This is a genomic window from Leucobacter iarius (genome assembly GCF_039530105.1).
Classification (GTDB): Bacteria; Actinomycetota; Actinomycetes; order Actinomycetales; family Microbacteriaceae; genus Leucobacter; species Leucobacter iarius.
The window spans coordinates 162,024-184,409 of the sequence record NZ_BAAAOB010000002.1 but is presented as its reverse complement, the minus strand read 5'-3'; the positions used below and the strand labels follow the sequence as shown (position 1 = coordinate 184,409).

Below are 22,386 nucleotides of genomic sequence, written 5' to 3'. Positions count from 1 at the left end.
CCAGCACCTGCGGTCTCGGGGTCACGGCCGCTCACGGCCCAGACTACTGCACCGCTGCAGGGAACTCGCAGGGCGCGGTCGCGCTCCGAGGGCCGGATCCCTCCGGTCTCGCGTCGGGTTCCCGCGCGGAGACGATCGAGGGATGGAAGCCATGCCAGAGGTGCTGATTGACCGGCCCGAGCTCGAGGGCTTGGGCGTATACGAGTTCGGCTGGCACGACGCCGATGAAGCCGGCGCTGCGGCGCAGCGCGGCCTCAGCGAAGCCGTCGTGCGGAATATCTCGGCGCTCAAGAACGAGCCCGAATGGATGCTGCAGCGACGCCTGAAGGCCCTGCAGATCTTCGACCGGAAGCCGATGCCGGGCTGGGGCGCCGACCTCTCCGAGATCGACTTCGACAACATCAAGTACTTCGTGCGCTCCACCGAGAAGCAGGCGACCTCCTGGGAAGAGCTTCCCGAGGAGATCAAGGAGACCTACGAGCGCCTCGGCATCCCCGAGGCCGAGCGCCAGCGCCTCGTCGCGGGCGTCGCCGCCCAGTACGAGTCCGAGGTCGTCTACCACCAGATCCGCGAAGATCTGGAAGAGCAGGGCGTCATCTTCCTCGACACCGATACCGCGCTGCGCGAGCACCCCGAGATCTTCGAGGAGTACTTCGGCACCGTCATCCCGTCGGGCGACAACAAGTTCGCCGCGCTGAACACGGCCGTCTGGTCGGGCGGCTCCTTCGTCTACGTCCCCAAGGGCGTGCACGTCGAGATCCCACTGCAGGCCTACTTCCGCATCAACACGGAGAACATGGGCCAGTTCGAGCGCACGCTCATCATCGCCGACGAGGACAGCTACGTCCACTACATCGAGGGCTGCACCGCTCCCATCTACAAGAGCGATTCGCTGCACTCGGCCGTCGTCGAGATCATCGTGAAGAAGAACGCCCGCGTGCGCTACACGACGATCCAGAACTGGTCGAACAACGTCTACAACCTGGTCACCAAGCGCGCCGTCGCCGAGGCGGGCGCGACCATGGAGTGGGTCGACGGCAACATCGGCTCCAAGGTCACCATGAAGTACCCGTCGATCTACCTGACCGGCGAGCACGCGAAGGGCGAGACCCTCTCGGTCGCCTTCGCCGGCCCCGGCCAGCACCAGGACACGGGCGCGAAGATGATCCACCTCGCACCCCACACCAAGTCGTCGATCCTCGCGAAGTCGATCGCGCGCGGCGGCGGCCGCACCGGCTACCGCGGCGAGGTCCGCGTCGAGGCGAGCGCCCACCACGCCGCCAACTCGGTCGTCTGCGACGCGCTGCTCGTCGACACGATCTCGCGCAGCGACACCTACCCGGCCATCGACATCCGCACGGACGATGCCGAGCTCGGCCACGAGGCGACCGTCTCCCGCGTGAGCGAGGAGCAGCTGTTCTACCTCATGAGCCGCGGCCTCGCCGAAGAGGAGGCCATGGCCATGATCGTCCGCGGCTTCATCGAGCCGATCGCCCGAGAGCTGCCCATGGAGTATGCGCTCGAACTGAACAAGCTCATCGAGATGGGCATGGAAGGATCCGTCGGATAATGACGAACGCTGCAGCAACGATGGACCCCGCTCAGCACGGCGCAGTGGCGCACTCGGACGGCGGCTGGGACCGCAAGATCCCGGTGCAGACCCGCTCCGATCGGTTCACCTCGACCGATGTCGCCGATTTCCCGCAGGTCACCGGCCGCGAGGCGACCTGGAAGTTCGCACCCATCGCGAAGTTCCAGGGCCTGCTCGACGGTGCGCTCGACGGTTCGCGCCTCCCGGTGTCCGTGACCGAGGTCGCCGGCGTCTCGAGCGAGTGGATCGCCCGCGACGACGCGCGCATCGGCCGCGCGGGCACCCCCGAGGAGCGCGGTGCGGCGAACGCCTGGACCGCGTTCGACGAGGCGCACCTCGTGACCATCTCGGGCGACGAGACGGTCACCGCGATCGTCCGCCGCGACGCGCTCGATCACGCGGAGCGCGCCGCGCACACCGTGATCGAGGCCGCCCCGCAGTCGCAGGGCCTCGTGATCCTCGAGAACGCGGGCGACGCGAACCTCACCGAGAACGTCGAGATCGTCGTCGGCGACGGCGCGAAGCTGACCGTGGTCAGCGTCCAGCAGTGGGACGACGAGGCGATCCACCTCGCCAGCCACTACGCCACCGTGGGCCGCGATGCGTCGCTCACCCACATCGTGGTGTCGCTCGGCGGCTCCGTGGTGCGCCTCAACCCGTCGATCCACCTCGACCACGAGGGCGCCAACGGCGAGGCGCTCGGCGCCTACTTCGCCGATGCGGGCCAGCACCTCGAGCACCAGGTCTACATGGATCACGACGCTCCCCACACCCGCAGCCGCGTCACCTACAAGGGTGCGCTGCAGGGCGAGGGCGCGCACACCGTGTGGATCGGCGACGTGCTCATCCGGCAGAACGCCGACGGCACCGACAGCTACGAGCAGAACCGCAACCTCGTGCTCACCGAGGGCACGCGCGCGGACTCGATCCCGAACCTCGAGATCGAGACCGGCAACATCGAGGGTGCGGGCCACGCCTCCGCGACGGGCCGCTTCGACGACGAGCACATCTTCTACCTCCAGAGCCGGGGCATCTCGGCCGAGGAGGCGCGCAAGCTCGTCGTCCGCGGGTTCCTGTTCGAGGTGATCGCTCAGATCGGCGATGCGGCGACCGAGGAGCGCCTCCACGAAGCCGTCGAAGCGGAGCTCGCCGCGAGCGTGCGCTCGTGACCCGACAGAAGGCCCTGGCGCTCGCCGATCTCACGCAGGACCAAGCAGTCCGCGTCGAGATCGACGGCGTGCCGATGGCGGTCGTGCTCGACGGTCAGGGTGAGGTGCACGCCATCGGCGATACCTGCACCCACGGCCAGATCAGCCTCTCCGAGGGGTTCGTCGAGGACGACACGCTCGAATGCTGGGCTCACGGCTCGGCCTTCTCGCTCCGCACCGGCGCCCCGCAGAACCTCCCGGCCTACGAGCCGGTTCCCGTCTTCGTCGTCGAAATCGAAGACGGTGACGTGTACATCGATCCCACTGTTACGAAAGAGATTTGAACCATGGCCTCCATTCTTGAGATCAAGGACCTCCACGTCAGCGTCGAGACCGACCAGGGCGCGAAGCAGATCCTGAAGGGCGTCGACCTGACCATCCGCCAGGGCGAGACCCACGCCATCATGGGCCCCAACGGCTCGGGCAAGTCCACCCTCGCCTACGCGATCGCGGGCCACCCCCGCTACGAGGTCACGAGCGGCTCGATCCTGCTCGACGGCGAAGAGGTGCTCGAGATGAGCGTCGACGAGCGCGCGCAGGCGGGCCTGTTCCTCGCCATGCAGTACCCCGTCGAGATCCCGGGCGTCACCAACGCCAACTTCCTCCGCACCGCGAAGACCGCCATCGACGGCGAGGCGCCCGCCATCCGCACCTGGATGAAGGACGTCAAGGCCGCGATGAAGGACCTCCGCATGGACTCCTCGTTCGCCGAGCGCAACGTCAACGAGGGCTTCTCGGGCGGCGAGAAGAAGCGCAACGAGATCCTCCAGCTCGAGCTGCTCAAGCCGAAGTTCGCCGTGCTCGACGAGACCGACTCCGGTCTCGACGTCGACGCGCTGAAGATCGTCTCCGAGGGCGTCAACCGCGCCAAGGAGAACACCGGCCTCGGCGTGCTGCTCATCACGCACTACACCCGCATCCTGCGCTACATCAAGCCCGACTTCGTGCACGTCTTCGTCGACGGCCGCGTCGCCGAGCAGGGCGGCCCGGAGCTCGCGAACCGTCTCGAGGAAGAGGGCTACGACCGCTTCCTCACCGTCGAGGCGTAAGCTGCGAGCATGAGCGATACCGCCACCACCACGTCGATCGACCCGGAGTTCCGTGAGCAGGCGCTCGAAGCGCTGAAGGACGTCTCGGACCCCGAGCTCGGCGTCAACATCGTCGACCTGGGCCTGATCTACGACCTGGCCTTCGACGACGAGCACGACGCGCTGGTCATCAGCATGACGCTGACGAGCGCCGGTTGCCCGCTGACCGACGTGATCGAGAACGACATCGCCGAAGCGCTCGACGGCCTCGTCACGGCCTTCCGCATCAACTGGGTGTGGATGCCGCCGTGGACGCCGGAGCGGATCACCGACGACGGTCGAGATATGATGAGAGCTTTGGGCTTCGCGATCTGATTCGCGAGCCGGCTCAGTGCGGAGGCCCGGGACGAGGAGACTCGTCCCGGGCCTCCGCACGCAGATTCCAGTTCAGGAGAGAACAGCATGATCACCGTCGAGGATCTCGCGATCGACGTCGGCGCCCGACGCCTCATGTCGGGAGTGACGTTCCGGGTGAACCCGGGCGACAAGATCGGCCTGGTCGGACGCAACGGCGCCGGCAAGACGACGCTCACCCGCACCCTGTCGGGTGAGCTGCAGCCCGCCGAGGGCAAGATCACCATCTCGGGGGAGCTCGGCTTCCTGCCGCAGGACCCCCGCACCGGCGATCCCGAGCAGATCGCACGGCACCGGATCCTCGACGCCCGCGGGCTCGGCACGCTGCAGCAGAACATCGAGAAGGCCACCGAGGACATGGCTTCCGACGATCCGGCCGTCGCCGAGAAGGCGATGAAGCGCTTCGGCAACCTGACCGACCGCTTCCAGGCGCTCGGCGGGTACGCCGCCGAGTCCGAGGCCGCCTCGATCTCGCACAACCTCGGTCTGCCCGACCGGATCCTCGACCAGCAGCTCAAGACGCTGTCGGGCGGTCAGCGCCGCCGTATCGAGCTCGCGCGCATCCTCTTCTCGGACGCGGACACGATGATCCTCGACGAGCCGACGAACCACCTCGACGCCGATTCGATCGTGTGGCTGCGCGAGTTCCTCAAGAACTCGAAGGCCGGTGTCATCGTCATCTCGCACGACATCGACCTCGTGGGCGAGACAGTGAACCGTGTCTTCTACCTCGACGCGAACCGCCAGGTCATCGACATCTACAACATGAACTGGAAGCTCTACCTGCGCCAGCGCGCCGCCGACGAGGAGCGCCGCCGCAAGGAGCGCGCCAACGTCGAGAAGAAGGCCACCGCGCTGAAAGATCAGGCGGCGAAGTTCGGCGCGAAGGCGTCGAAGGCCGCGGCCGCGCACCAGATGGTCGCGCGCGCCGAGCGGATGCTCTCGGGCCTCGATGAGGTCCGCCAGGTCGAGCGCGTCGCGAAGCTCCGGTTCCCGGATCCCGCGCCCTGCGGCAAGACCCCGCTCATGGCCGAGGGGCTGTCGAAGTCCTACGGCTCGCTCGAGATCTTCGCCGGCGTCGACCTCGCGATCGACCGCGGTTCGAAGGTCGTCGTGCTGGGACTCAACGGCGCGGGCAAGACCACGCTGCTGCGCCTGCTCGCGGGCGTCGACGAGCCCGACACGGGCGAACTCGTCGCGGGGCACGGCCTGAAGGTCGGCTACTACGCGCAGGAGCACGAGACGCTCGACGTCAAGGCGAGCGTGCTGCAGAACATGATCTCCGTGTCGCAGCACCTCACCGAGACCGAGGCGCGACGCGTGCTCGGCTCGTTCCTGTTCACCGGCGACGACGTGCACAAGCCCGCCGGCGTGCTGTCCGGCGGTGAGAAGACCCGACTCGCGCTCGCGATGCTCGTGGTGTCCAGCGCGAACGTGCTGCTGCTCGACGAGCCCACCAACAACCTCGACCCGGCCAGCCGAGAGGAAGTGCTCGATGCGCTCGCGCACTTCTCGGGCGCGGTCGTGCTGGTCTCGCACGATCCGGGCGCCGTCGAGGCGCTCAACCCCGAGCGCGTGCTGATCATGCCCGACGCGACCGAGGACCACTGGTCGAAGGAGTACCTGGAGCTCATCGAGCTGGCGTAGGGGCATACTAGGCTCGCGGTGTGGAAAGTACGCAGGAAGCATCGCGAGCGGCCCCGGTCGCCGCGACGGCGCGGAGTACCATCGGCGTCGCGGTCTACTGGACGGCCCTGGTCGGCGTCGGCGCGGCCACGGTCTTCCTCGTGTACTCCTTCTACGCAGTGCCTGAGGATCGCTGGGGGATCGGGTGGGGCTTCGGCCTCGTCTGGTTCCCGGCGCTGCTCGGTTCGCTGCTGCTGGGTATTCTCATCGGGCTGATCTGCTGGCTCGGCTCACCTGCGCGTCGCGTCGGTCGAGGCGATACGGCGGCGGGGAGCGCGGAGCAGCCGCTCGCGATCCGCACGGGCCTCTGGTCCGGTGGCGGCGTACTCGCCATCTCCTGCGGCCCGCTGCTCGTCGAGCAGCTCCTGCAGCCGAGTACCGCATACGGGAACCACGTCGGCGCCTTCGCGCCGTTCTTCCTCGCGGCGGTCGGAGCCGGCCTGGTCGGCGGGATCGGAACGTTCGCCCTGCTCCCGCTCATCCCGCTCATCCCGGTCGGCGCGGGAGGGTCGGAACGGATCCGGTCGGTGGCCGCCCTCGGGGCCGGCCTCGGAACCGCGATCATCGGAGGGATGCCGACGGCGCTCGCCCTCTCGCGCTGGTCCTCAGCCGGGCTCGATCTCGCCTTCGGGCTGGGATTCCCGCTCGTCGTTCTCGCCCTGTTCCTCCTGAGCGCGGGCTTCGTTCGGGTGCAGACCCGACGGAAACCCCCGGTTTCCGCACCCCGGACCCGCTAGCGCCGTTCGCGCGGGCCGAGCCGCCCGATGACGAATGCGGCACCCTCCGCCTGCATGCCGTTGCGGTAGTAGGACACGTGGCCCTTCTCGTCCAACGAATCGCTGGCCTGGCAGACGAAGTCGTTCTTGACGCAGTAGTCGCGGATGCGGTCTGCGAACGGCGCGAGCACGCCGGCACGACGGGGGAGGATCCCGCCGACCTTCTCGGTGAAGGTGCCGACGTCGTAGGGCTCGCCGCCCGCGAAGCGGGGATCCCCGTAGAGGACCACCGCGAGGATCCGATCCTTCGCGGCCGCATCGAGCTCGCCGACCGTCTCGCCGATCAGCCGGTCCTTCGGATCCGCGAGCGCGTCCCCGATGACGAAGGCGCCCTGCGAATACCCGAGCAGGATCGTCCGCTGATCGGGGCAGTGCTCCGCCTGCACGTTGAGCTGATCGATCAGCCGGCGCACGCCCTCGGTGCCGCCCTCGTTGATGTCGGTGTCCGCCGGGTAGAACAGGTCGACCGTGAGCATCTCGCCGGGGCGCGCCTCGGCGATGCGACGAGCGACCGGGGTGACGAGCTGGTTGCCCACGGGCTCGCCGGTGCCGCGCGCGGTGATCACGAGGTACGCGGTGCAGTACTCGGGCTGGGCGACGGGCTCCGGGTGCTTCTTCGCGTCGAACTTCTCGGCGGCCTTCGGGGGAGCGGCGGGCTCCGTCACCTTCGACAGCGAACTCCGGGTCGCCTGCGCGTCGGGCTCGGGCGCGCAGGCCGAGAGCGCCGGCGGCAGCAGCACGGCCAGTCCCAGTACCGCGGCGAGCGCCGCGCGGCGGCTGCGGACAGGCCGCACCCGGCGGCCGCGCACGGTCGAATCCATCGCGCGGTCACGCATCGAGCATCGCGTCTTCCTCATCGGCGTCGCTGGGACCGCGTCGCTGCTTGCGTCGTGCACTGCGTTCGTCCTGGCGGCGCACGGTCTCGCCGTCGGCGTTCAGCGTGCGGTACTCCTGCCGCGCGGCGTAGCCGACGCCGATCAGGGCGATCAGGATGAAGACGTACCACTGGAGCGCGTAGGAGAGGTGCGGGCCCTCGTCGCGCTCGGGCTTCGGCGGAAGGGTTCCGGTCTTCGCGCTCGGGTTCTCCGAGATGAGCTGGCCGTAGGACGCGGAGTAGACCTCCCCGGTCACTCCCGCGAGCTCGACCAGCTCGGGCACGTCGATGCTCGCGACGGTGTGGCCCGTGCTGCTGCGGCCGGCGATCGAGGGCTCGCTCGCGCGGAGCCGCGCCTGCACCTCGATCTCGCCCTCGGGTCCGCGCGGCAGGTCCTTCGGAACGGCCTGGTTGCCGTCGACCGGCACCCAGCCCCGGTCGATGAAGAAGACGCGGCCGTCGTCGAGCTTGAACGCCTGGATCAGGTCGGAACCGACGCGACCCTCGCCCGGGCGGTTGCGCGCGAGGTAGGTCTCGCCGATGTACTCGCCGCGCAGCTCGACCGGGTGCCACTTCATGCGGTCCTCGTCGAACTTCGCGGGATCGGTGACGATCTCGTCGATCGGAACCGCGGTGGCGGCGTAGTTCGCGTCGAGCCGGTTGATCTCGGCACGGGCCTCGGCCCGTCGCTCGAACTGCCAGTTGCCGAGCAGCACGCAGGCGACGGCGAAGATCACGAACAGCGCGAAGTAGCCCAGCCAGCGGCGGCTGCGGAGGAAGCTCCACCCGATTTCGGCGGTCATCGGTCGCGGTCCTCCGCATCGTCGAGCTCGCTCACCGGCACGACCGCGAGCGGGAAGTCGCGCGCGGCGAGGAAGTCGCGCAGCACCTCCAGGTGCGCATCGCAGGCCAGCCAGGTCTTGCGGCGGTCTTCGGAATGGATCTTGGGGTTGCGCCAGCGGATCGCGCTCGTCGCGGCGTCGGCGCAGCCGGCGCGCGAGCAGGTGAAACGCATGGCGGGTTCCTCGCCGAACGCGAGGGGGAGTCCGATGCTCACGCGGTCGCGCCCGTCTGATCGCCGCCGTCGGTGGTCGAAGCGGATGACGGCCGAGCGGAGCGTCGTTCCGCCGGCGCGTCGATCACGATCAGCGTCTCCGCGGGATCCTCGTCCGCCGCCTCGTCGGTCTCGGCGGGCGGCTCGGCGCTCTCGAGCTGCAGCGGGCTCGGCGCGTCGGGACGCTCGCCGTCGGTGGTCGAGACGGCGTTGGCGATGAGCACGGCGAAGTACGGGAGGATGATGGCGCCCGCTGCGGACAGCAGCACCCACCAGCCATGCACGAAGAAGAGCGAGGCGACGCAGGCGATCCTGATCGTCATCATGATGAAGTACGCGCGCATGCGGTGCGCACGGTCCTCGGCCGGGGCCGCCCCCACCGAAGTCACACGATACTGCTCGGCCATCTTCACCTGTCCTTCCACTCAAGCCTACGCGCTCCGGGCGCGTGCAAACTGACCGTGAACCGCGATCCTCTAGGCTGGGAACCCACTCCCACGGAAGGATCCTCGATGACCACTCCTCGTACTGTGCTCGTGACCGGCGGAAACCGCGGCATCGGCTTCGCCATCGCGGAGCGCATGATCGCCGACGGGCATCGCGTGGCCGTGACCTCCCGTTCCGGCGAGGGCGGTCCCGAGGGCGCGCTCACCGTGAGCGCGGACGTGGGCGACGCGGCGTCGATCGACGCCGCGTTCTCCGAGATCGAGGCCGAGCTGGGTGCGGTCGAGGTCGTCGTCGCGAACGCCGGGATCACCAAGGACACCCTGCTGCTCCGCATGACGGAGGAGGAGTTCACGAGCGTCATCGACACGAACCTGACCGGCACCTTCCGCGTGGTCAAGCGCGCAGCCAAGGGACTGCTCAAGGGTCGCTTCGGTCGCGTCATCCTCATCTCGAGCGTGGTCGGGCTCTACGGCTCGCCCGGGCAGATCAACTACTCCTCCTCGAAGGCCGCGCTCGTCGGCTTCGCCCGTTCGCTCACCCGCGAGCTCGGCGCGCGCAACATCACCGCGAACGTCATCGCCCCGGGCTTCATCGAGACCGACATGACGGCGGAACTGCCCGAGGCCCAGCAGCAGCAGTACCGCGCGTCCATTCCCGCCGGCCGATTCGGCCAGGTCTCCGAGATCGCGGGCGCCGCCTCGTTCCTCGCGGGCGATGACGCGGCCTACATCTCGGGTGCCGTGATCCCCGTCGACGGCGGCATGGGCATGGGTCACTGACCCCATCCTGACGACTGGCCGGGAAGGGGCGCCGAGCCCCTGGCCCGGCCGGTCGACCGGGGTCTAGATTGGCCCCATGAACGCAGAGACGAGTCCCCGTTCCCTCGACCGAGTCGCCGCGGACGCGGCGCAGCTGACGCAGGCCTACCGGGCCCCCGAGATCCTGCGGGTGGTGAACGTCTGGGACGCGGTCAGCGCGCGCGTCGTCGCCGAGCTGCCTGGCACCGCGGCGATCGCCACCGCCGGGCACGCCATCGCCGCGAGCCACGGGTACGGTGACGGGGAGCAGATCCCGCTCGACCTGATGATCGCGGCGATCGAGCGAATCGTGCGCGCCGTCGACCTGCCGGTGACCGCCGACCTCGACGGCGGCTTCGCGGACGCGGGGGAGACGGTGCGGCGCGCGATCGGCGCCGGAGCCTCCGGCGCGAACGTCGAGGATCGGCTGCGGCCGTTCGACGAATCGGTCGCGCTCATGCGCGCGGCGGTCGAGGCCGGCGAACGCGAGGGCGTGCCGTTCGCGCTGAACGCGCGCACCGACGCTCTGATCCGCGGCGGCGACCGCCCCCGGAGCGAGAGCATCGCCGATGCGATCGAGCGCGGCCGCGCCTACCTGGATGCCGGCGCCACCGCCGTGTTCGTCCCGGCGATCCTGAACGCCGAGGAGACCGCGCAGCTGGTCGCGGGCATCGGCGAGCAGCGGGTCAGCGTCATCGGCCTGCCCGGCGCGCTCCGCGCCGCGGAGTACGAAGCGCTCGGCGTCGCCCGCATCTCGTACGGTCCGATGCCGCAGAACGTCGCGCTGGGCGCGCTGAAAGCGCTCGGAGCGGACCTGCTCGCCGACGGCGTGCTGCCGGCGGGCGTGGAGCAGCTCAACAACTTCTGAGCGTCCGGGCGAGCGCGAGGGGCCGCCGCCGATCGGATCGGCGGCGGCCCCTCGTCCGTCCAGGCGGTCGGCTGCTCAGCCGATCAGCTGCTCAGGAGAGCCGGTCGAGCAGCGGGATCGTCAGCGAGAGGTCGTCCTCGATGGTCACATTGGCGCGCTCGCGCACCACGGGCTTGGCGTTGAACCCGACGGAGACCGCCGCGACGGCCATCATCTCGAGATCGTTGGCACCGTCGCCGATGGCGACGGTGGCCGAGAGCGGGATCTCCGCCTCATCGGCCCACTCGCGCAGCGCCTCGGCCTTGGCCGCGGCATCGATGATCGGGCCGGTGACGCGTCCGGTGAGCACACCGTCCGCGACCTCGAGCCGATTGGCGCGCCAGCGGTCGAGGCGCAGGTCGGCGGCGAGGGGATCGAGCACCTCGTGGAAGCCGCCCGAGACCACGCCGACCACGCCGCCGCGCGCGTGCACCTCGGCGACGAGCTCGTGGATGCCGCGGCTCGGACGCACCCGGGCGTACGCGTCGGCGAACACCGACTCCGGGGTGCCCGCGAGCGTCGCCACCCGCTCGCGCAGGCTCTCGGCGAAGTCGAGCTCGCCGCGCATGGCGCGCTCCGTCACCTCGGCCACGAGTTCGCGCGTGCCGGCGACCTCGGCGAGCAGCTCGATCACCTCGTCCTGGATGGTGGTGGAGTCGCAGTCGAGCACGACGAGCGGGCGAACACGAGAATCGGCGGTCATGCGCACCAGTCTGGCACGCGGGCGGGGCTAGGCTTGACCGCATGGTGAATGTGCTCCGACTCTCCGATGTGTCCTACGTGCGCGACCGCCGGCCGATCCTCGACGGGGTCGACTGGGCCGTGGAGAGCGATCAGCGCTGGGTGGTGCTCGGACCCAACGGCGCGGGCAAGACCACCCTGCTGAAGCTCGCGACCGCGAACGACTACCCGACGCGCGGCACCGTCGAGGTCCTCGACGAGACGCTCGGTCGTGTCGACATCTTCGAACTGCGCAACCGGCTCGGCTTCGCGTCCTCGGCGACCGCCCGCCGGATCCCGAACGATGAGACGGTGCGCAATCTGGTGCTGACCGCCGCGTACTCGGTCGAGGGCCGCTGGAACGAGGAGTACGACGACTACGATCTGCGGCGCACCGACCGCGTGCTCGCCGAGTGGGACCTGCTCGCACTCGCCGACAACGCCTTCGGCACGCTGAGCGACGGCGAGCGCAAGCGCGCAATGATCGCCCGGTCGGTCATGACGGATCCGGAGCTGCTGCTGCTCGACGAGCCGAGCGCGAGTCTCGACCTCGGTGCGCGCGAGCGCCTGCTGCAGATGCTGTCGGGCTTCGCTCAGTCGCCCAGCTCGCCCGCGATGGTCATGGTGACCCACCACGTCGAAGAGATCCCGCCGGGGTTCACCCACCTCCTGATGCTCCGCGACGGGCGTGTGCAGGCCGCGGGCCCGCTGGCCGAGACCCTGACCGAGCAGAACCTCGAGGCGACGTTCGGCCTGCCGTTCGAGCTCTCGGTGCGCGACGGCCGCTACGCCGCGATCGCGCGTCCGTAGCGAAACGCCTCGTCGCGACCCGGTGCCCGCGGCTTCGCTCGTGATAGAATCGATCCTCGGTGCGGGTAACCGTGCCGCTCCCAAGACCTCTGGGCGTGCTGTTACACGCTCTTTCCAGGCGCACATCTTAAGGACCACTCCATGAAGAACGACATCCACCCCGAGTACAACGCCATCGTGTTCCGCGACCTGGCCTCGGGCGAGACCTTCCTCACCCGTTCGACGCTGACCAGCGAGAAGACCATCGAGCTCGACGGCGCGACCTACCCGGTCATCGACGTCGAGATCTCGAGCGCCTCGCACCCGTTCTACACGGGCAAGCAGCGCATCATGGACTCGGCCGGCCGCGTCGAGAAGTTCAACCAGCGCTTCAAGGGCTTCGGCGCCTAAGCAGCTGCAGCCAGACTGGCTCCCGGCGGGGCGGCGATCTTCGGATCGCCGCCCCGCCGTCGTTTTTCGGGAAGGTTCCGGGCGTGCTCGGTGTGCGAGGGGACTGAATACGCCAGCTCTGACGTGTGCGGTCTCGGATGCGAGCCCGGCTCCGACGAGTGGACGGGTTCCCGACGAGTGGACGCCTTTTCACGCATCAATTGGGCATCCACTCGTCGGAGGCCCGTCCACTGGTCAACGTCCCCTCTGCTGGCTCGACCTTTCCATCGCCCGCGTGGGCTCGCCCAACCGCGGGAACACAGGCCGCTCGTCGGTACCCGGTCCTTTCCTCGGAACCCGATCCGTTCGTCGGGAAGTACCGCCGACGGTCGAAAACCCATCCACCCGCCGGGCACCCGTCCACCCGTGAAACGGCCAGACGGATGCCCGGCAAGTAGCGGCACCGTGCCTGCACCTCCCGCGCCTGTGCCGCGCCAGACGCTGGCGCGCACTCGACGGGTGCACGGCAGTCCGGCGATCGGGGTGAGCGAGCCCGATCTCCGACGAGTGGACGGGTTCCCGACGAGTGGACGCCTTTTCACATGTCGATTGGGCATCCATTCGTCGGAAACTCGCACACTCGTCAATGTCCCGTCCGCTGGCGCACCACCGCGGCAGCGGCGCAGCAGCAACGATGCTGCGGCGCCATCCCGCCGCGGGCACGCAAAACCGCGCGTGCTCGATCGAGCACGCGCGGTCAGGTCGCGTTCGGCGTACGGCGCCGCCGCTCGCGCGGTACAGCCGGGCAGATCAGACTTGCAGCTCAGACTTGCAGGTCAGCCGGGCGGTTCAGCCGTTCGTGCGCAGAGGCCAGCCGCCATCGGCGACGAACTGCGGGTCGCGAGCGCGGCGCATGTAGTCCTGGAAGCTCGCCGCCTGTGCGGCCGCCCAGCCGATCTGCGCCTGGTGGAGCTCGGGGAGTTCGCCCGGCAGCGAAGCGGCGTACTTTCGGGCGATCGCCTGCAGCACCCGGCCCGTCGCGATCGCGTCCTCGCCGGCGTCGTGCGCCGCGGTGCCCAGCTCGACGCCGTAGTGCTCGGCCACCGCGACGAGCGTGCGCTTGCCCTTGCGGTACCGGTCGAACTGCTTGTCGAGGATGAGCGGGTCGAGCACGGGGGAGAGGGGCTCGAGCCAGGTCACGCCGTGGCGCGCGGCTTCGGCACGCAGCAGCGAGAGATCGAACGGGGCGTTGTACGCCACGATCGGGAACCCGCGCTCGATCATGGCGGCGAGCTGCTCGATGATCTGCGCGACGCCCACCGCCGGGTCGACGCCGCTCGCGCGGGCCACCTCGGTGCTGATGCCGTGCACGCGCACGGCGGGCTCGGGGATCTCGACGCCCGGGTCGATCAGCCAGTCGTAGCGCTCGGTCACCTCGCCGCCGGGGCCGACGAGCGCGATGGTCGAGGTCACGATGCGTGCGCTCGCGGTCTCCACGCCGGTGGTCTCGGTATCGAACACCGCGAGGTGCTCGGCCCAGAGGGGGAGTCGTTCGGTCATTCGCTGATCCTTCCTTCGGCTCGATGCTATCGGCGACCGCCGACAACGGCTGCGGCACCGTGTTCGGATCGGATGCCCAGGCCTTCCCGGGGTTCTGCACACTCGCGGCTCCGCGTTCGCACAGGGCCGCCCGGATACACTCGGACTGTGAACGACGCACCTCCCGACCTCATCGTGCCGACCCTCGGGATCGGCACGCGCACTTGGCAGTACGGCAACCCTGACGGCGCCGCGCTGATCCTCGTGCACGGGTTCCGCGGCGACCACCACGGGCTCGAGGGGCTCGCTCTGCGCATCGCCGAGCTGCAGCCAGATCTGCGCGTTCTCGTTCCCGACCTGCCCGGCTTCGGCGAGAGCCCGGCGGTGCCCGACCGCGAGCACGGCATCGCGCTCTACGGCGAGTGGCTGCGCGCCTTCGCCGCGGAGGCGGCACCCGAAGGCCACGCGATCCTCGGGCACTCGTTCGGCACGCTCGTCGTCTCGAACGCCGTCTCCACGGGTCTCGATCCGCGCCTCGCGATCCTCATCAACCCGATCTCGGCGCCGGCGCTCGAGGGCCCGCAGGCCCTGCTCACGCAGCTGGCGATCGCGTACTACCGCGCGGCCGACGTGCTGCCGGAGCGCGCGGCCCGCGGACTGCTCGGGCATCCGGCGATCGTGCGCACCATGAGCATCGTCATGGCGAAGACTCCCGACCCCGAGGAACGCGCCTGGATCCACGGTCAGCACGATCGCTACTTCAGCCGGTTCTCCGACACGACCACGCTGCTGCAGGCGTTCCGCGCTTCCGTGTCGCACACCGTCACCGCATCGGCCCCCGACTACTCCATGCCGACGCTCATCATCGCCGGCGACGTCGACGACATCACTCCGATCACCGATCAGCTGTCGCTGCACCGCAAGATCGAGGGTTCGGGGCTCCGGATCCTGCCGGGCGTCGGGCACCTCGTGCACTACGAGGCGGTCGAGGACGCCGCGGCGATGATCACGGCATTCCTGCGGGAGCACGCGGGGGAGCGGGTCGCGTGAGGATCCACCGCATTGACGATCTCTCCGCCCCCGAACTCGCCGACTACACGCAGCTGACCGATGTCGCGCTGCGCCGGGTCCGGGAGCCCGAAGAGGGGCTCTACCTCGCCGAGTCGCCGAAGGTCATCGATCGGGCGCTGCGCGCCGGTCATCGACCGCGCTCGGTGCTGCTCCTGGAGGAGTGGATCCCGAAGCTCGAGGCTGTGCTCGCCGAGCACCCCGATGTGCCGGTCTACGTCGGTTCCTCCGAGCAGTTGGCGCAGCTGACCGGCTTCCACATGCACCGCGGCGCGCTCGCGTCGATGCACCGCCCGGCACCGCGCGACCCGGGGGAGCTGCTCCGCTCCTCCCGCCGCGTCGTCGTGCTCGAGGATCTCGCCGACCACACCAACGTCGGCGCGATCTTCCGCTCGGTCGCCGCACTCGGCGCCGACGCGGTGCTGCTGACCCCCGCGTGCGCGGATCCGCTCTACCGTCGGGCCGTCCGCGTGAGCATGGGCGCCGTGCTGCAGGTACCGTGGGCGCGCCTGCCCGATTGGCGCGACGCGGGCCCGCTGATCCGCGACGCGGGCTACGAGCTGGCGGCCTTCGCCCTCAGTGACGACGCGGTCGACCTCGCCGACTACGTCGGTGCGCTGCCGGATCGTCTCGCGCTCATGTTCGGCACTGAGGGTGACGGGCTCACCCGCCGAGCCCTCGCCTCGTCGACCCGCGTGGTGACGATCCCGATGGAGCACGGGGTCGACTCCCTGAACGTCTCCACGGCCGCGGCGCTCGCGCTGTGGGCCGTGCGCACCGCCGACCGCGCGACGGGTGCGGGGGAGCTCGCGCAGTGACCGACGTCGCGAGGGTGAGCCGGGGCCGGGCGATCGCGATCGCGATCTGCGCGGCCGTGATCGGCGTGCTGTCGTACGTGCTCGGCGTCGGCAGCACGACGGGGCAGCAGGCCGAGGCCAGTGTGCTGGACGCGGCGACCTTCACGATGGACCCGCCGGCGCCGCTCAATCTCGTCTCGGTATCATCCGTCGCGCTCGCCCTGGCGCTGATCGGCGGCCTGACGATCGCGGCCCACGGCTTCCGCCGCGCGTTCGTGATCGTCTTCACGGCGGGCTTCGCGATCCTCGCGTCGCAACTGCTCAAGCAGCAGCTGCTGACCAGGCCGGGCCTGTTCGAGTTCGACGCGCCGAACACCTTCCCGAGCGGTCATATGACCGTCTTCACGGCTCTCCTCGCGGCGGTCATCTGGGCCGTGCCCCCGCGAGTCCGCGCGGTGGTGGGTCTGGTCGGCGCCCTCGTGATCGGCGCCGCCGCCTGGCAGCTGCTCGCATTCGGCTGGCACCGCCCGAGCGACGTGCTCGGTGCGCAGGCGCTCGTGCTCCTCATCTTCGCGCTGCTGACCGTGTTCCATCCGCCGCGTCTCGGCGCACCGGCGGCGCTCGGCGCGACCGCGCGCGTGATCCTGACCGTGCTCGGCGTGATCGCCGTGCTCGTCGCGCTCGCGATCGCGGCGTTCGCGGCTCTCGACTCGGCGAGTTCCCTGCTGCTCATCGCGGGGGAGCTGGGCGTGCTCGGCACCGGGCTGCTCACCACCCGCTGCCTGCTCGCGCTGGCCGGCTAGCTCGGCGCAGAGTCGGCCCTGCGGGCTGGAGCGGGCTACTCGCCGCGCGGGGGAGCAGCGGGGAGCGGATCCTCCTCGGCCAATTCCTCGAGCACCTCGAACGGCGATTCGACGTCGCCGCGCCAGGCTTCCACGCCCTCGCGGATCGCGAGCGCGGCGACGACCAGTGCGGCGACCGAGTCCGCCCAGGCCCAGCCGAACAGCGAGTTCAGCAGCAGCCCGACGAGGACGGCACCGGACAGGAGGATGCAGAGCACGAGCTGCCGGGCATCGGCCATCACGCTCGCCGAACCGAGTTCGCGCCCGGTGCGGAACTCGAACCAGGCCAGTATCGGCATGATGATGAGGCTGAGCGTCGCGAGGCCGAGGCCGAGCGGGCTGTGCTCGGCCTCCGATACTCCGGTCAGTGCGAGTGCCGAATCTACGATGACGTACGCGGCGAGTGCGAAGAACGCGATGCCGATGGCACGGACGGTCGGCTTCTCCCATCGCTCGGGATCCTTTCGCGTGAACTGCCAGGCGACCGCCGCCGCCGAAAGCACCTCGACCACCGAGTCGAGACCGAAGCCGACCAGCGCCGCGGACGACGCCAGGGTTCCGGCCCAGATGGCGACGATCGCCTCCAGCACGTTGTAGGCGATGGTGAACGCGACGATGAACCGGACGCGGCGATGCAGCACGCTTCGGCGGGCATCGGTGAGCTCCGGCATCAAGCGCTCGCCTTGCAGCATCCCGGAACCGGGCATGCCGGATCGATGCACGGCGCGTCCGTGTCGACGGAGAGGGTCGTGTCGACGAGCGCGTTCAGCGCTCGGGCCAGGTGCGGATCGGCGATTTCGTAGCGCGTCCGGCGGCCCTCGAGTTCGGCGGTGACGATGCCGCAGTCGCGCAGGCAGGTGAGGTGGTTCGAGACGTTCGACCGAGTGAGCGACAGGTCCCGGGACAGCGCACCCGGATACGCTGGCCCGTCGAGCAGCGTCATGAGAATGCGCGACCGTGTCGGATCGGCCATCGCCCGACCGAGCCGGTTCATCACGTCCAAGCGCGGAGAGGTTGTCAGCATATACTGAACTGTACAGCATTCACTGACATGTTGAACTGGTCGACGAGCTCCCGATAGGCCTCGGGGGAGAATCGGGGGAATCGGACCCATGAAGATTCAGGTGCTCTGCATCGATGACTGCCCGAACTCGGCGGAGGCCGTGGCGTTGGCGCGTCGCGCGCTCGACACCGCCGGGCATTCCGACACGCAGGTGGAGGTCGTCGTGCTCGACTCGGATACCGAGGCGGCCCGTGCCGATTTCGGGGGATCGCCCACGTTCCTAATCGATGGCGTGGATCCTTTTCCTGCTCGGCGGACCCGCACGCTGGCCTGCCGGGTGTACGCCACGACGGATGGGTTCAGGGGGCGTTCCGAGCGAAGCCGAGCTGGTGGGCGCGATTCTGGAGCGTGCGTAGCACTCGGGCTCGGCGCGACGAATGGCGGCGGGCCTTGTTATGTCAGCTTTGATGCAGCGGGCGGCGCCGACAGTCGCGGTCGCGGCTCGACCGGTCCTCGTGCGCGGCGATTCCGAGGCAACTCACCAGCGGTGCCGCCGGCGGAACTGCGCAGGAACTCTTCCGCACGATCGGCCTGCAGTCACGCGCAGTCGGCGCACGCGGCGCACGCCTGGCGCACCTCGCCACGCGTGTTCGGGCCGAATGAGCCCGATCGGATCGAACTGGATCCACCGCTGCGCCGTGTGTCGATAATCTATATTATGTCAGTTGGTATCCGGCGCAGTGTCCCCTGGTGCTGCCCAGGTGTGAGATGCCGCGCTCCATGAGCGCTTTGGAGATCGCGTCGACGATCGCAGGTGTGCCGACCGAGGGCGCTTGCTCGTCAGGCGCCGTGCACTCAGTCTGATCTGAGCGCTCAGCCGGACCAGATCCCGCGGAACGATCCGGCTGAATGAGTGCACCGGCATCAAACAGCACCCGGGCTCTCCGGGTTCAGCCCGCCTGCTTCGCCGCCGCGTAGTCGGGCAGCTCCTGCAGGGTCCAGGTGTTGCCGTCGGGGTCGTCGAACCAGACGAATCTCCCCCAACCGAGATCCTCGATGCCGCGAGTGGCGACGCCCTGCGCTTCGAGCATGGCCTTCGCCTCGTCGGCGTCCGGAACGACCACCTGGATCGTCTTCTGTTGACCGGGTTCGAGCGGAATGTCGAGTCCGGTACCGAACGCGATCGAGCAGGCCGAGCCCGGCGGGGTCATCTGCACGAAACGGAGCCCCTCGGTGGGCGTCTGATCGTGATCGGGGTTGAAACCGATCTTCTCGTAGAAGTCCTTCGCGCGATCCACGTCCGTGACGGGGACGAAGATCAGCTCGATTTTCCAGGTCATGCCGCACCTCCAGCGCGGGTCCGTCCCGCTTGCCCACAGCGTACGTGCAGCCACCGACATGCGGAAGAGTGCGCCGCCGCGCTTGGAGGATCCCGCGGAGCGGAGCCCCGAGGAGGGGTGATTACGGTGGGCCCGGCCGGGATCGAACCGACGACATCCACGGTGAAAGCGCCGCGGTTGGCGGTGGTCACTCCCCTGCGCAGAACCGCATGATATCAGCGGAAATCCGGGCCTCGCGGCGCTGGCACGCTTCGAGCATGGAAACTTTGCTTGAAGCGTTTAGCGTCTATCAGCGCGCCCAAAACCTCGCAGACACGACCATACGTAACCGCGAATCAATCGTCCGGTCATTCGGACGGCGTGTCGCCACTCCCCTGCTGGACGTTGGCACTCGAGAGCTGCGCCAGTACATCGGCCGCGCCGGCGTGACCGCGGGCACCAGGCGCACCGAGCGCGGCGCGCTCATCGCGTTCTACGCCTGCATGGTTGCAGACGGATACCTCCATTCGAACCCTGCCGAGGGTCTGCCCGTCGTGCGGGTGCCCAAGGGCCAGCCGCGGCCGTTCAGCGCTGAACAGGTCGCCGTGATGCTCGAGAGCGGTGCGTATCGTCGCACGCGGGCGATGATCATGCTCGGTTATCACCAAGGCTTCCGCGTATCCCAGATCGCGCGAGTGCGCGGCGACGACATCGACCTCGCCGAGCGCACGTTTTCAACCGTCTCGAAAGGTGGAAAGCCGGGGCTACTCCCCCTCCATCCCGAAGTCGCCGAACTCGCGCTCGAAATGCCACGCACGGGCTGGTGGTTCCCGGCGCGCGATGGCAGCGACCGCCCGATAAGGGGCAGCTCAGTAACGGACCTGATAACAAAAGCCATTCGCCGTTCCGGGATCACTGATCCTCGCCTCACGCCGCATTCTCTCCGCCACGGCTTCGGCAGCGGCCTCGTTGAGCAGGGCGTCGATATCCGCGTAGTGCAGGAACTTATGCTGCACGAGGATCTATCGACCACGCAGATTTACACTCAGGTGTCGCGAAAACGGAAGCACGAGGGAATCCAAGCGCTGCCGCCCGTGCGCCCCCCTGCGCGCTCAGGCCGTAGGATCGCTGCATGAATAAGCCAATCGCAGCCATTGCCCTTTCTTTGTCGTGCCTTTTCCTCGCGGGGTGCTCAGCAGCTCCCGCCGGCGACGGGCGCGCGTGCATCGAGGTGCCGGCAGCGGTCAAGTCTGCAATCGCCGAAGGCGCCAATGGCGCGGCCATCACTCCCGGCGCCGCCGGCGCGGTGAAGAGCAAGGCGATGAACGATGTAACCATCGTCGCAATGGAGTTCACCACGCCGGACGGCGAGACGTCCAAGGGCGTGTGGGGCGTCGGCGGCGACCTCGCGAGCGCGGCCGAGGCCGGCGGGACCATTGTCGCCATCGACGGTTTCGCCGGCCAGTTCACGGACTGGCCGAAGCAGATCAACGGCCACACGTTCGACGTGACCGAGGACGGCGCCGACGAGGCTCTCGCCTGCCTCGCGGCTTAGTCCGGGGTCGGGTTCGCCAGGGCCGTCCCCGTGACCCCGAACAGCGCGCCGCCGAGCACGAGCCACGCGGCGAGCTGTTCGGGGGTCACGAGCGCGTAGACGAGCGCGACGCCGCCGGCGCCGGCGAGGATGCCGTAGAGCCATCGCCGGCGGGCCAGCGTCAGCCGTTTCGTGCGCTCACGCCGGGCTCGACGCGTGGGGGTCTGCTGGGTCATGGTGCGTCCTCCTTCGAGGGGTAGAGCTTGCGAATGTACTGGGGCGGATCCGTCGGCTGCCCGCCGAGGCGATACACCTGGTCGATGAGGCTGCGGGTGTAGGCCCAAAGCGCATCGTTCGTGCGCTCGGCCGCGCCGAGGTCGCGCTGCATCCGCGCCTGAGCGGCGGTCACGTAGGTGAGCAGCGCCGCGACCACCACGCCGAACGCGGTGATCGCGGCGACTTCGACGGTCATCGGGCCGCTGCTGCCTTGTGCTGCGCCCACCGGGCATCGGACACGAGCGCGGCCGGCGCCGATCCCCCGCTGAGCTGCTTGTTGATCGCGGATGCCTCGGTCTGCGTCGGCACCTCGAGGAAGAATCCGGGGCCGACGACGGCCCACGCGATACCGTCGCGGCCGATCTTGCGGTAGATCATGAACATGTTGGTGCCCTTCTGATGGGTCGGGGCCGGCGGGGCCGGCTTGGTCTTGGTGATGGGGCGGAGCACGCCGAGCACGCCGCGGCGGCTGAGGTGCTCGCGGTGTACGGGGCCGGGGTTCTGCGTGAGGCACTCGACGGTCGTCGGGCCGGCGTCGGCGAGGGCGACCGCGACGTGCGGCAGGCCGGCGCCGTCGTAAGCGGACCAGAACACCACGTCGCCGCGCCGGATCCCGCTCGGGCCGTGCCGGGTGAACAGCTTGGCGAGGTTGGGCCGGTGCGTCGGGTACTGCTTCCACACCTCGGATGTCCAGCCGGCCGCGCCGGGCGCGTGCCCGTCGCCGGGCTTGCCGCCGAGCGCGTAGAGGTAGCTGAGCCACACGTCATGGCACTGGGCCGGCTGCTGCGCCGGCGCCGCGTCGAGGTCGAGCAGCCGGCCGTCGATGCCGTCCGCCCAGGCGTCAAGGTTGAACGTCATGCGGGGACCCCCACTACTGACCAGATGGCGCCGAAGTTGCGGCCGATGTTGCCGGCCACGCCCAGGCGGACCCTGACCCCGGTGGCAGTCTCGGAGCCGTTGACGATGAGCACCTGCCCGTCTCGCGCGTCGGCGCCGACAATCTCGAGCGCGAGCGCCGGCTTCGACTTGAACGGTCGCGGGTAGGTGATGATGATTTCCGGCGTGAATCCGCCGGCCGGCACGGACTGCGTGCCCGTCCATCCCGTCTGAACGACGGGGGTCGCGGCCTCGGCCGCGGTGACCCGCGCCTCGAGGGCGGCGAGCCGCGACAGCACGAGTCCGGGGTCGGCGCCGTTGTAATCGAAACTCGCGAGCGTGTTGTCGATGCCGAGCAGCATCGCTTGCAGCTCGGCGCCGAGCTTGCGGAACTCGGAGGTCGCTGATGGGCCGGTGATTCTGAACTTGGGTGAGGTATATGGCATAGTGA

The 22,386-nt window shown here is 69.3% G+C and carries 29 protein-coding genes; 16 read left to right on the top strand and 13 right to left on the bottom strand.

What is annotated here, in order from left to right:
- The first annotated feature begins 151 nt into the window (after positions 1 to 151).
- From sufB to ABD169_RS10120, 7 genes are all read left to right on the top strand, one after another.
- On the top strand, positions 152 to 1,570 hold the full coding sequence (gene sufB / locus ABD169_RS10150; RefSeq protein WP_046456766.1) for a Fe-S cluster assembly protein SufB: 1,419 nt from the start codon (positions 152 to 154) through the stop codon (positions 1,568 to 1,570).
- Positions 1,570 to 2,760, top strand: a complete 1,191-nt coding sequence (gene sufD, locus ABD169_RS10145) for a Fe-S cluster assembly protein SufD (protein WP_344031968.1) — start codon at positions 1,570 to 1,572, stop codon at positions 2,758 to 2,760. The genes sufB and sufD overlap by 1 nt, the downstream gene beginning before the upstream one ends.
- Entirely contained in the window at positions 2,757 to 3,083 is a 327-nt protein-coding gene (locus ABD169_RS10140; RefSeq protein ID WP_046456673.1) for a non-heme iron oxygenase ferredoxin subunit, read from the top strand. Before sufD ends, ABD169_RS10140 begins: the two co-directional genes overlap by 4 nt.
- Before the next feature lie 3 nt (positions 3,084 to 3,086).
- Entirely contained in the window at positions 3,087 to 3,848 is a 762-nt protein-coding gene (gene sufC, locus ABD169_RS10135) for a Fe-S cluster assembly ATPase SufC (RefSeq protein ID WP_046456672.1), read from the top strand.
- Positions 3,849 to 3,857: 9 nt separating this feature from the next.
- A complete protein-coding gene (locus tag ABD169_RS10130) occupies positions 3,858 to 4,202 on the top strand; it encodes a metal-sulfur cluster assembly factor (protein WP_046456671.1) in 345 nt (114 codons plus the stop codon).
- A gap of 87 nt (positions 4,203 to 4,289) precedes the next feature.
- Positions 4,290 to 5,888: an ABC-F family ATP-binding cassette domain-containing protein gene (locus ABD169_RS10125; protein WP_046456670.1), complete on the top strand. Its 1,599-nt coding sequence runs from the start codon at positions 4,290 to 4,292 to the stop codon at positions 5,886 to 5,888.
- A 20-nt stretch (positions 5,889 to 5,908) separates the two neighbouring features.
- On the top strand, positions 5,909 to 6,664 hold the full coding sequence (locus ABD169_RS10120; protein WP_344031965.1) for a hypothetical protein: 756 nt from the start codon (positions 5,909 to 5,911) through the stop codon (positions 6,662 to 6,664).
- Here ABD169_RS10120 and ABD169_RS10115 read toward each other — a convergent pair.
- Genes ABD169_RS10115 through ABD169_RS10100 form a run of 4 tightly spaced genes read right to left on the bottom strand, consistent with a single transcriptional unit; the run spans position 6,661 to position 9,038 of the window.
- A complete protein-coding gene (locus ABD169_RS10115; RefSeq protein WP_344031964.1) occupies positions 6,661 to 7,539 on the bottom strand; it encodes a cutinase family protein in 879 nt (292 codons plus the stop codon). The two genes, ABD169_RS10120 and ABD169_RS10115, sit on opposite strands and share 4 nt — an antisense overlap.
- On the bottom strand, positions 7,532 to 8,380 hold the full coding sequence (locus ABD169_RS10110) for an SURF1 family cytochrome oxidase biogenesis protein (RefSeq protein WP_344031962.1): 849 nt from the start codon (positions 8,378 to 8,380) through the stop codon (positions 7,532 to 7,534). The genes ABD169_RS10115 and ABD169_RS10110 overlap by 8 nt, the downstream gene beginning before the upstream one ends.
- Complete coding sequence (locus tag ABD169_RS10105; RefSeq protein WP_046456667.1) at positions 8,377 to 8,592, bottom strand: hypothetical protein; 216 nt, start codon at positions 8,590 to 8,592, stop codon at positions 8,377 to 8,379. Before ABD169_RS10105 ends, ABD169_RS10110 begins: the two co-directional genes overlap by 4 nt.
- Positions 8,593 to 8,630: 38 nt before the next feature.
- Positions 8,631 to 9,038: a DUF3099 domain-containing protein gene (locus tag ABD169_RS10100; protein WP_046456764.1), complete on the bottom strand. Its 408-nt coding sequence runs from the start codon at positions 9,036 to 9,038 to the stop codon at positions 8,631 to 8,633.
- A 105-nt stretch (positions 9,039 to 9,143) separates the two neighbouring features.
- Here ABD169_RS10100 and fabG point away from each other — a divergent pair, with 105 nt between their 5' ends.
- Positions 9,144 to 9,857, top strand: a complete 714-nt coding sequence (gene fabG / locus ABD169_RS10095; RefSeq protein ID WP_344031958.1) for a 3-oxoacyl-ACP reductase FabG — start codon at positions 9,144 to 9,146, stop codon at positions 9,855 to 9,857.
- A gap of 76 nt (positions 9,858 to 9,933) precedes the next feature.
- Positions 9,934 to 10,743 carry an isocitrate lyase/PEP mutase family protein gene (locus tag ABD169_RS10090; protein ID WP_344031956.1) on the top strand — a complete coding sequence of 270 codons (810 nt, stop codon included), beginning with the start codon at positions 9,934 to 9,936 and terminating at the stop codon, positions 10,741 to 10,743.
- A gap of 91 nt (positions 10,744 to 10,834) precedes the next feature.
- On the opposite strand, the gene serB is transcribed toward ABD169_RS10090, so the two are convergent.
- Positions 10,835 to 11,485 (bottom strand): phosphoserine phosphatase SerB, encoded by a 651-nt coding sequence (gene serB / locus ABD169_RS10085; RefSeq protein ID WP_344031954.1) that lies wholly within the window; start codon positions 11,483 to 11,485, stop codon positions 10,835 to 10,837.
- 41 nt (positions 11,486 to 11,526) lie between these two features.
- Here serB and ABD169_RS10080 point away from each other — a divergent pair, with 41 nt between their 5' ends.
- Both ABD169_RS10080 and ABD169_RS10075 read left to right on the top strand, forming a co-directional pair.
- A complete protein-coding gene (locus ABD169_RS10080) occupies positions 11,527 to 12,312 on the top strand; it encodes an ABC transporter ATP-binding protein (protein ID WP_344031949.1) in 786 nt (261 codons plus the stop codon).
- Positions 12,313 to 12,453: 141 nt separating this feature from the next.
- Positions 12,454 to 12,702 (top strand): type B 50S ribosomal protein L31, encoded by a 249-nt coding sequence (locus ABD169_RS10075; protein ID WP_046456662.1) that lies wholly within the window; start codon positions 12,454 to 12,456, stop codon positions 12,700 to 12,702.
- A gap of 828 nt (positions 12,703 to 13,530) precedes the next feature.
- Here the strand turns inward: ABD169_RS10075 and ABD169_RS10070 are convergent.
- Positions 13,531 to 14,241: an exonuclease domain-containing protein gene (locus ABD169_RS10070; RefSeq protein ID WP_046456661.1), complete on the bottom strand. Its 711-nt coding sequence runs from the start codon at positions 14,239 to 14,241 to the stop codon at positions 13,531 to 13,533.
- A gap of 147 nt (positions 14,242 to 14,388) precedes the next feature.
- On the opposite strand from ABD169_RS10070, the gene ABD169_RS10065 reads away from it, so the two are divergent.
- The 3 genes from ABD169_RS10065 to ABD169_RS10055 are packed head-to-tail and all read left to right on the top strand — an operon-like array spanning position 14,389 to position 16,888.
- Positions 14,389 to 15,270: an alpha/beta fold hydrolase gene (locus tag ABD169_RS10065; RefSeq protein WP_344031946.1), complete on the top strand. Its 882-nt coding sequence runs from the start codon at positions 14,389 to 14,391 to the stop codon at positions 15,268 to 15,270.
- Entirely contained in the window at positions 15,267 to 16,106 is an 840-nt protein-coding gene (locus tag ABD169_RS10060) for a TrmH family RNA methyltransferase (protein ID WP_046456659.1), read from the top strand. Before ABD169_RS10065 ends, ABD169_RS10060 begins: the two co-directional genes overlap by 4 nt.
- On the top strand, positions 16,103 to 16,888 hold the full coding sequence (locus ABD169_RS10055) for a phosphatase PAP2 family protein (RefSeq protein ID WP_231580914.1): 786 nt from the start codon (positions 16,103 to 16,105) through the stop codon (positions 16,886 to 16,888). The genes ABD169_RS10060 and ABD169_RS10055 overlap by 4 nt, the downstream gene beginning before the upstream one ends.
- Before the next feature lie 35 nt (positions 16,889 to 16,923).
- Here the strand turns inward: ABD169_RS10055 and ABD169_RS10050 are convergent, their stop codons facing one another.
- The 3 genes from ABD169_RS10050 to ABD169_RS10040 all read right to left on the bottom strand — a co-directional run bounded on the left by ABD169_RS10050 (position 16,924) and on the right by ABD169_RS10040 (position 19,270).
- Positions 16,924 to 17,598, bottom strand: coding sequence for a cation efflux transmembrane domain-containing protein (locus ABD169_RS10050; RefSeq protein WP_344031943.1), 675 nt, complete (start codon positions 17,596 to 17,598; stop codon positions 16,924 to 16,926).
- The gene (gene cmtR, locus ABD169_RS10045) at positions 17,598 to 17,951 is read right to left on the bottom strand and encodes a Cd(II)/Pb(II)-sensing metalloregulatory transcriptional regulator CmtR (protein WP_344031941.1); all 354 of its coding nucleotides are present in this window, start codon (positions 17,949 to 17,951) and stop codon (positions 17,598 to 17,600) included. The genes ABD169_RS10050 and cmtR overlap by 1 nt, the downstream gene beginning before the upstream one ends.
- A 929-nt stretch (positions 17,952 to 18,880) precedes the next feature.
- Positions 18,881 to 19,270 carry a VOC family protein gene (locus ABD169_RS10040; RefSeq protein WP_344031939.1) on the bottom strand — a complete coding sequence of 130 codons (390 nt, stop codon included), beginning with the start codon at positions 19,268 to 19,270 and terminating at the stop codon, positions 18,881 to 18,883.
- Between the two features lie 257 nt (positions 19,271 to 19,527).
- Between ABD169_RS10040 and ABD169_RS10035 the strand changes: the two genes are divergently transcribed.
- Both ABD169_RS10035 and ABD169_RS10030 read left to right on the top strand, forming a co-directional pair.
- Positions 19,528 to 20,385: a tyrosine-type recombinase/integrase gene (locus tag ABD169_RS10035; protein WP_344031937.1), complete on the top strand. Its 858-nt coding sequence runs from the start codon at positions 19,528 to 19,530 to the stop codon at positions 20,383 to 20,385.
- Complete coding sequence (locus ABD169_RS10030) at positions 20,382 to 20,804, top strand: hypothetical protein (RefSeq protein ID WP_344031935.1); 423 nt, start codon at positions 20,382 to 20,384, stop codon at positions 20,802 to 20,804. Before ABD169_RS10035 ends, ABD169_RS10030 begins: the two co-directional genes overlap by 4 nt.
- On the opposite strand, the gene ABD169_RS10025 is transcribed toward ABD169_RS10030, so the two are convergent.
- From ABD169_RS10025 to ABD169_RS10010, 4 genes are read right to left on the bottom strand one after another with little or no spacing between them, the layout of a single operon-like run.
- Complete coding sequence (locus ABD169_RS10025) at positions 20,801 to 21,019, bottom strand: phage holin (protein WP_344031934.1); 219 nt, start codon at positions 21,017 to 21,019, stop codon at positions 20,801 to 20,803. The two genes, ABD169_RS10030 and ABD169_RS10025, sit on opposite strands and share 4 nt — an antisense overlap.
- On the bottom strand, positions 21,016 to 21,255 hold the full coding sequence (locus tag ABD169_RS10020) for a hypothetical protein (protein WP_344031933.1): 240 nt from the start codon (positions 21,253 to 21,255) through the stop codon (positions 21,016 to 21,018). Before ABD169_RS10020 ends, ABD169_RS10025 begins: the two co-directional genes overlap by 4 nt.
- Positions 21,252 to 21,917 (bottom strand): hypothetical protein, encoded by a 666-nt coding sequence (locus ABD169_RS10015; protein WP_344031931.1) that lies wholly within the window; start codon positions 21,915 to 21,917, stop codon positions 21,252 to 21,254. The genes ABD169_RS10020 and ABD169_RS10015 overlap by 4 nt, the downstream gene beginning before the upstream one ends.
- A complete protein-coding gene (locus ABD169_RS10010) occupies positions 21,914 to 22,381 on the bottom strand; it encodes a hypothetical protein (protein WP_344031929.1) in 468 nt (155 codons plus the stop codon). Before ABD169_RS10010 ends, ABD169_RS10015 begins: the two co-directional genes overlap by 4 nt.
- Positions 22,382 to 22,386: the final 5 nt, after the last annotated feature.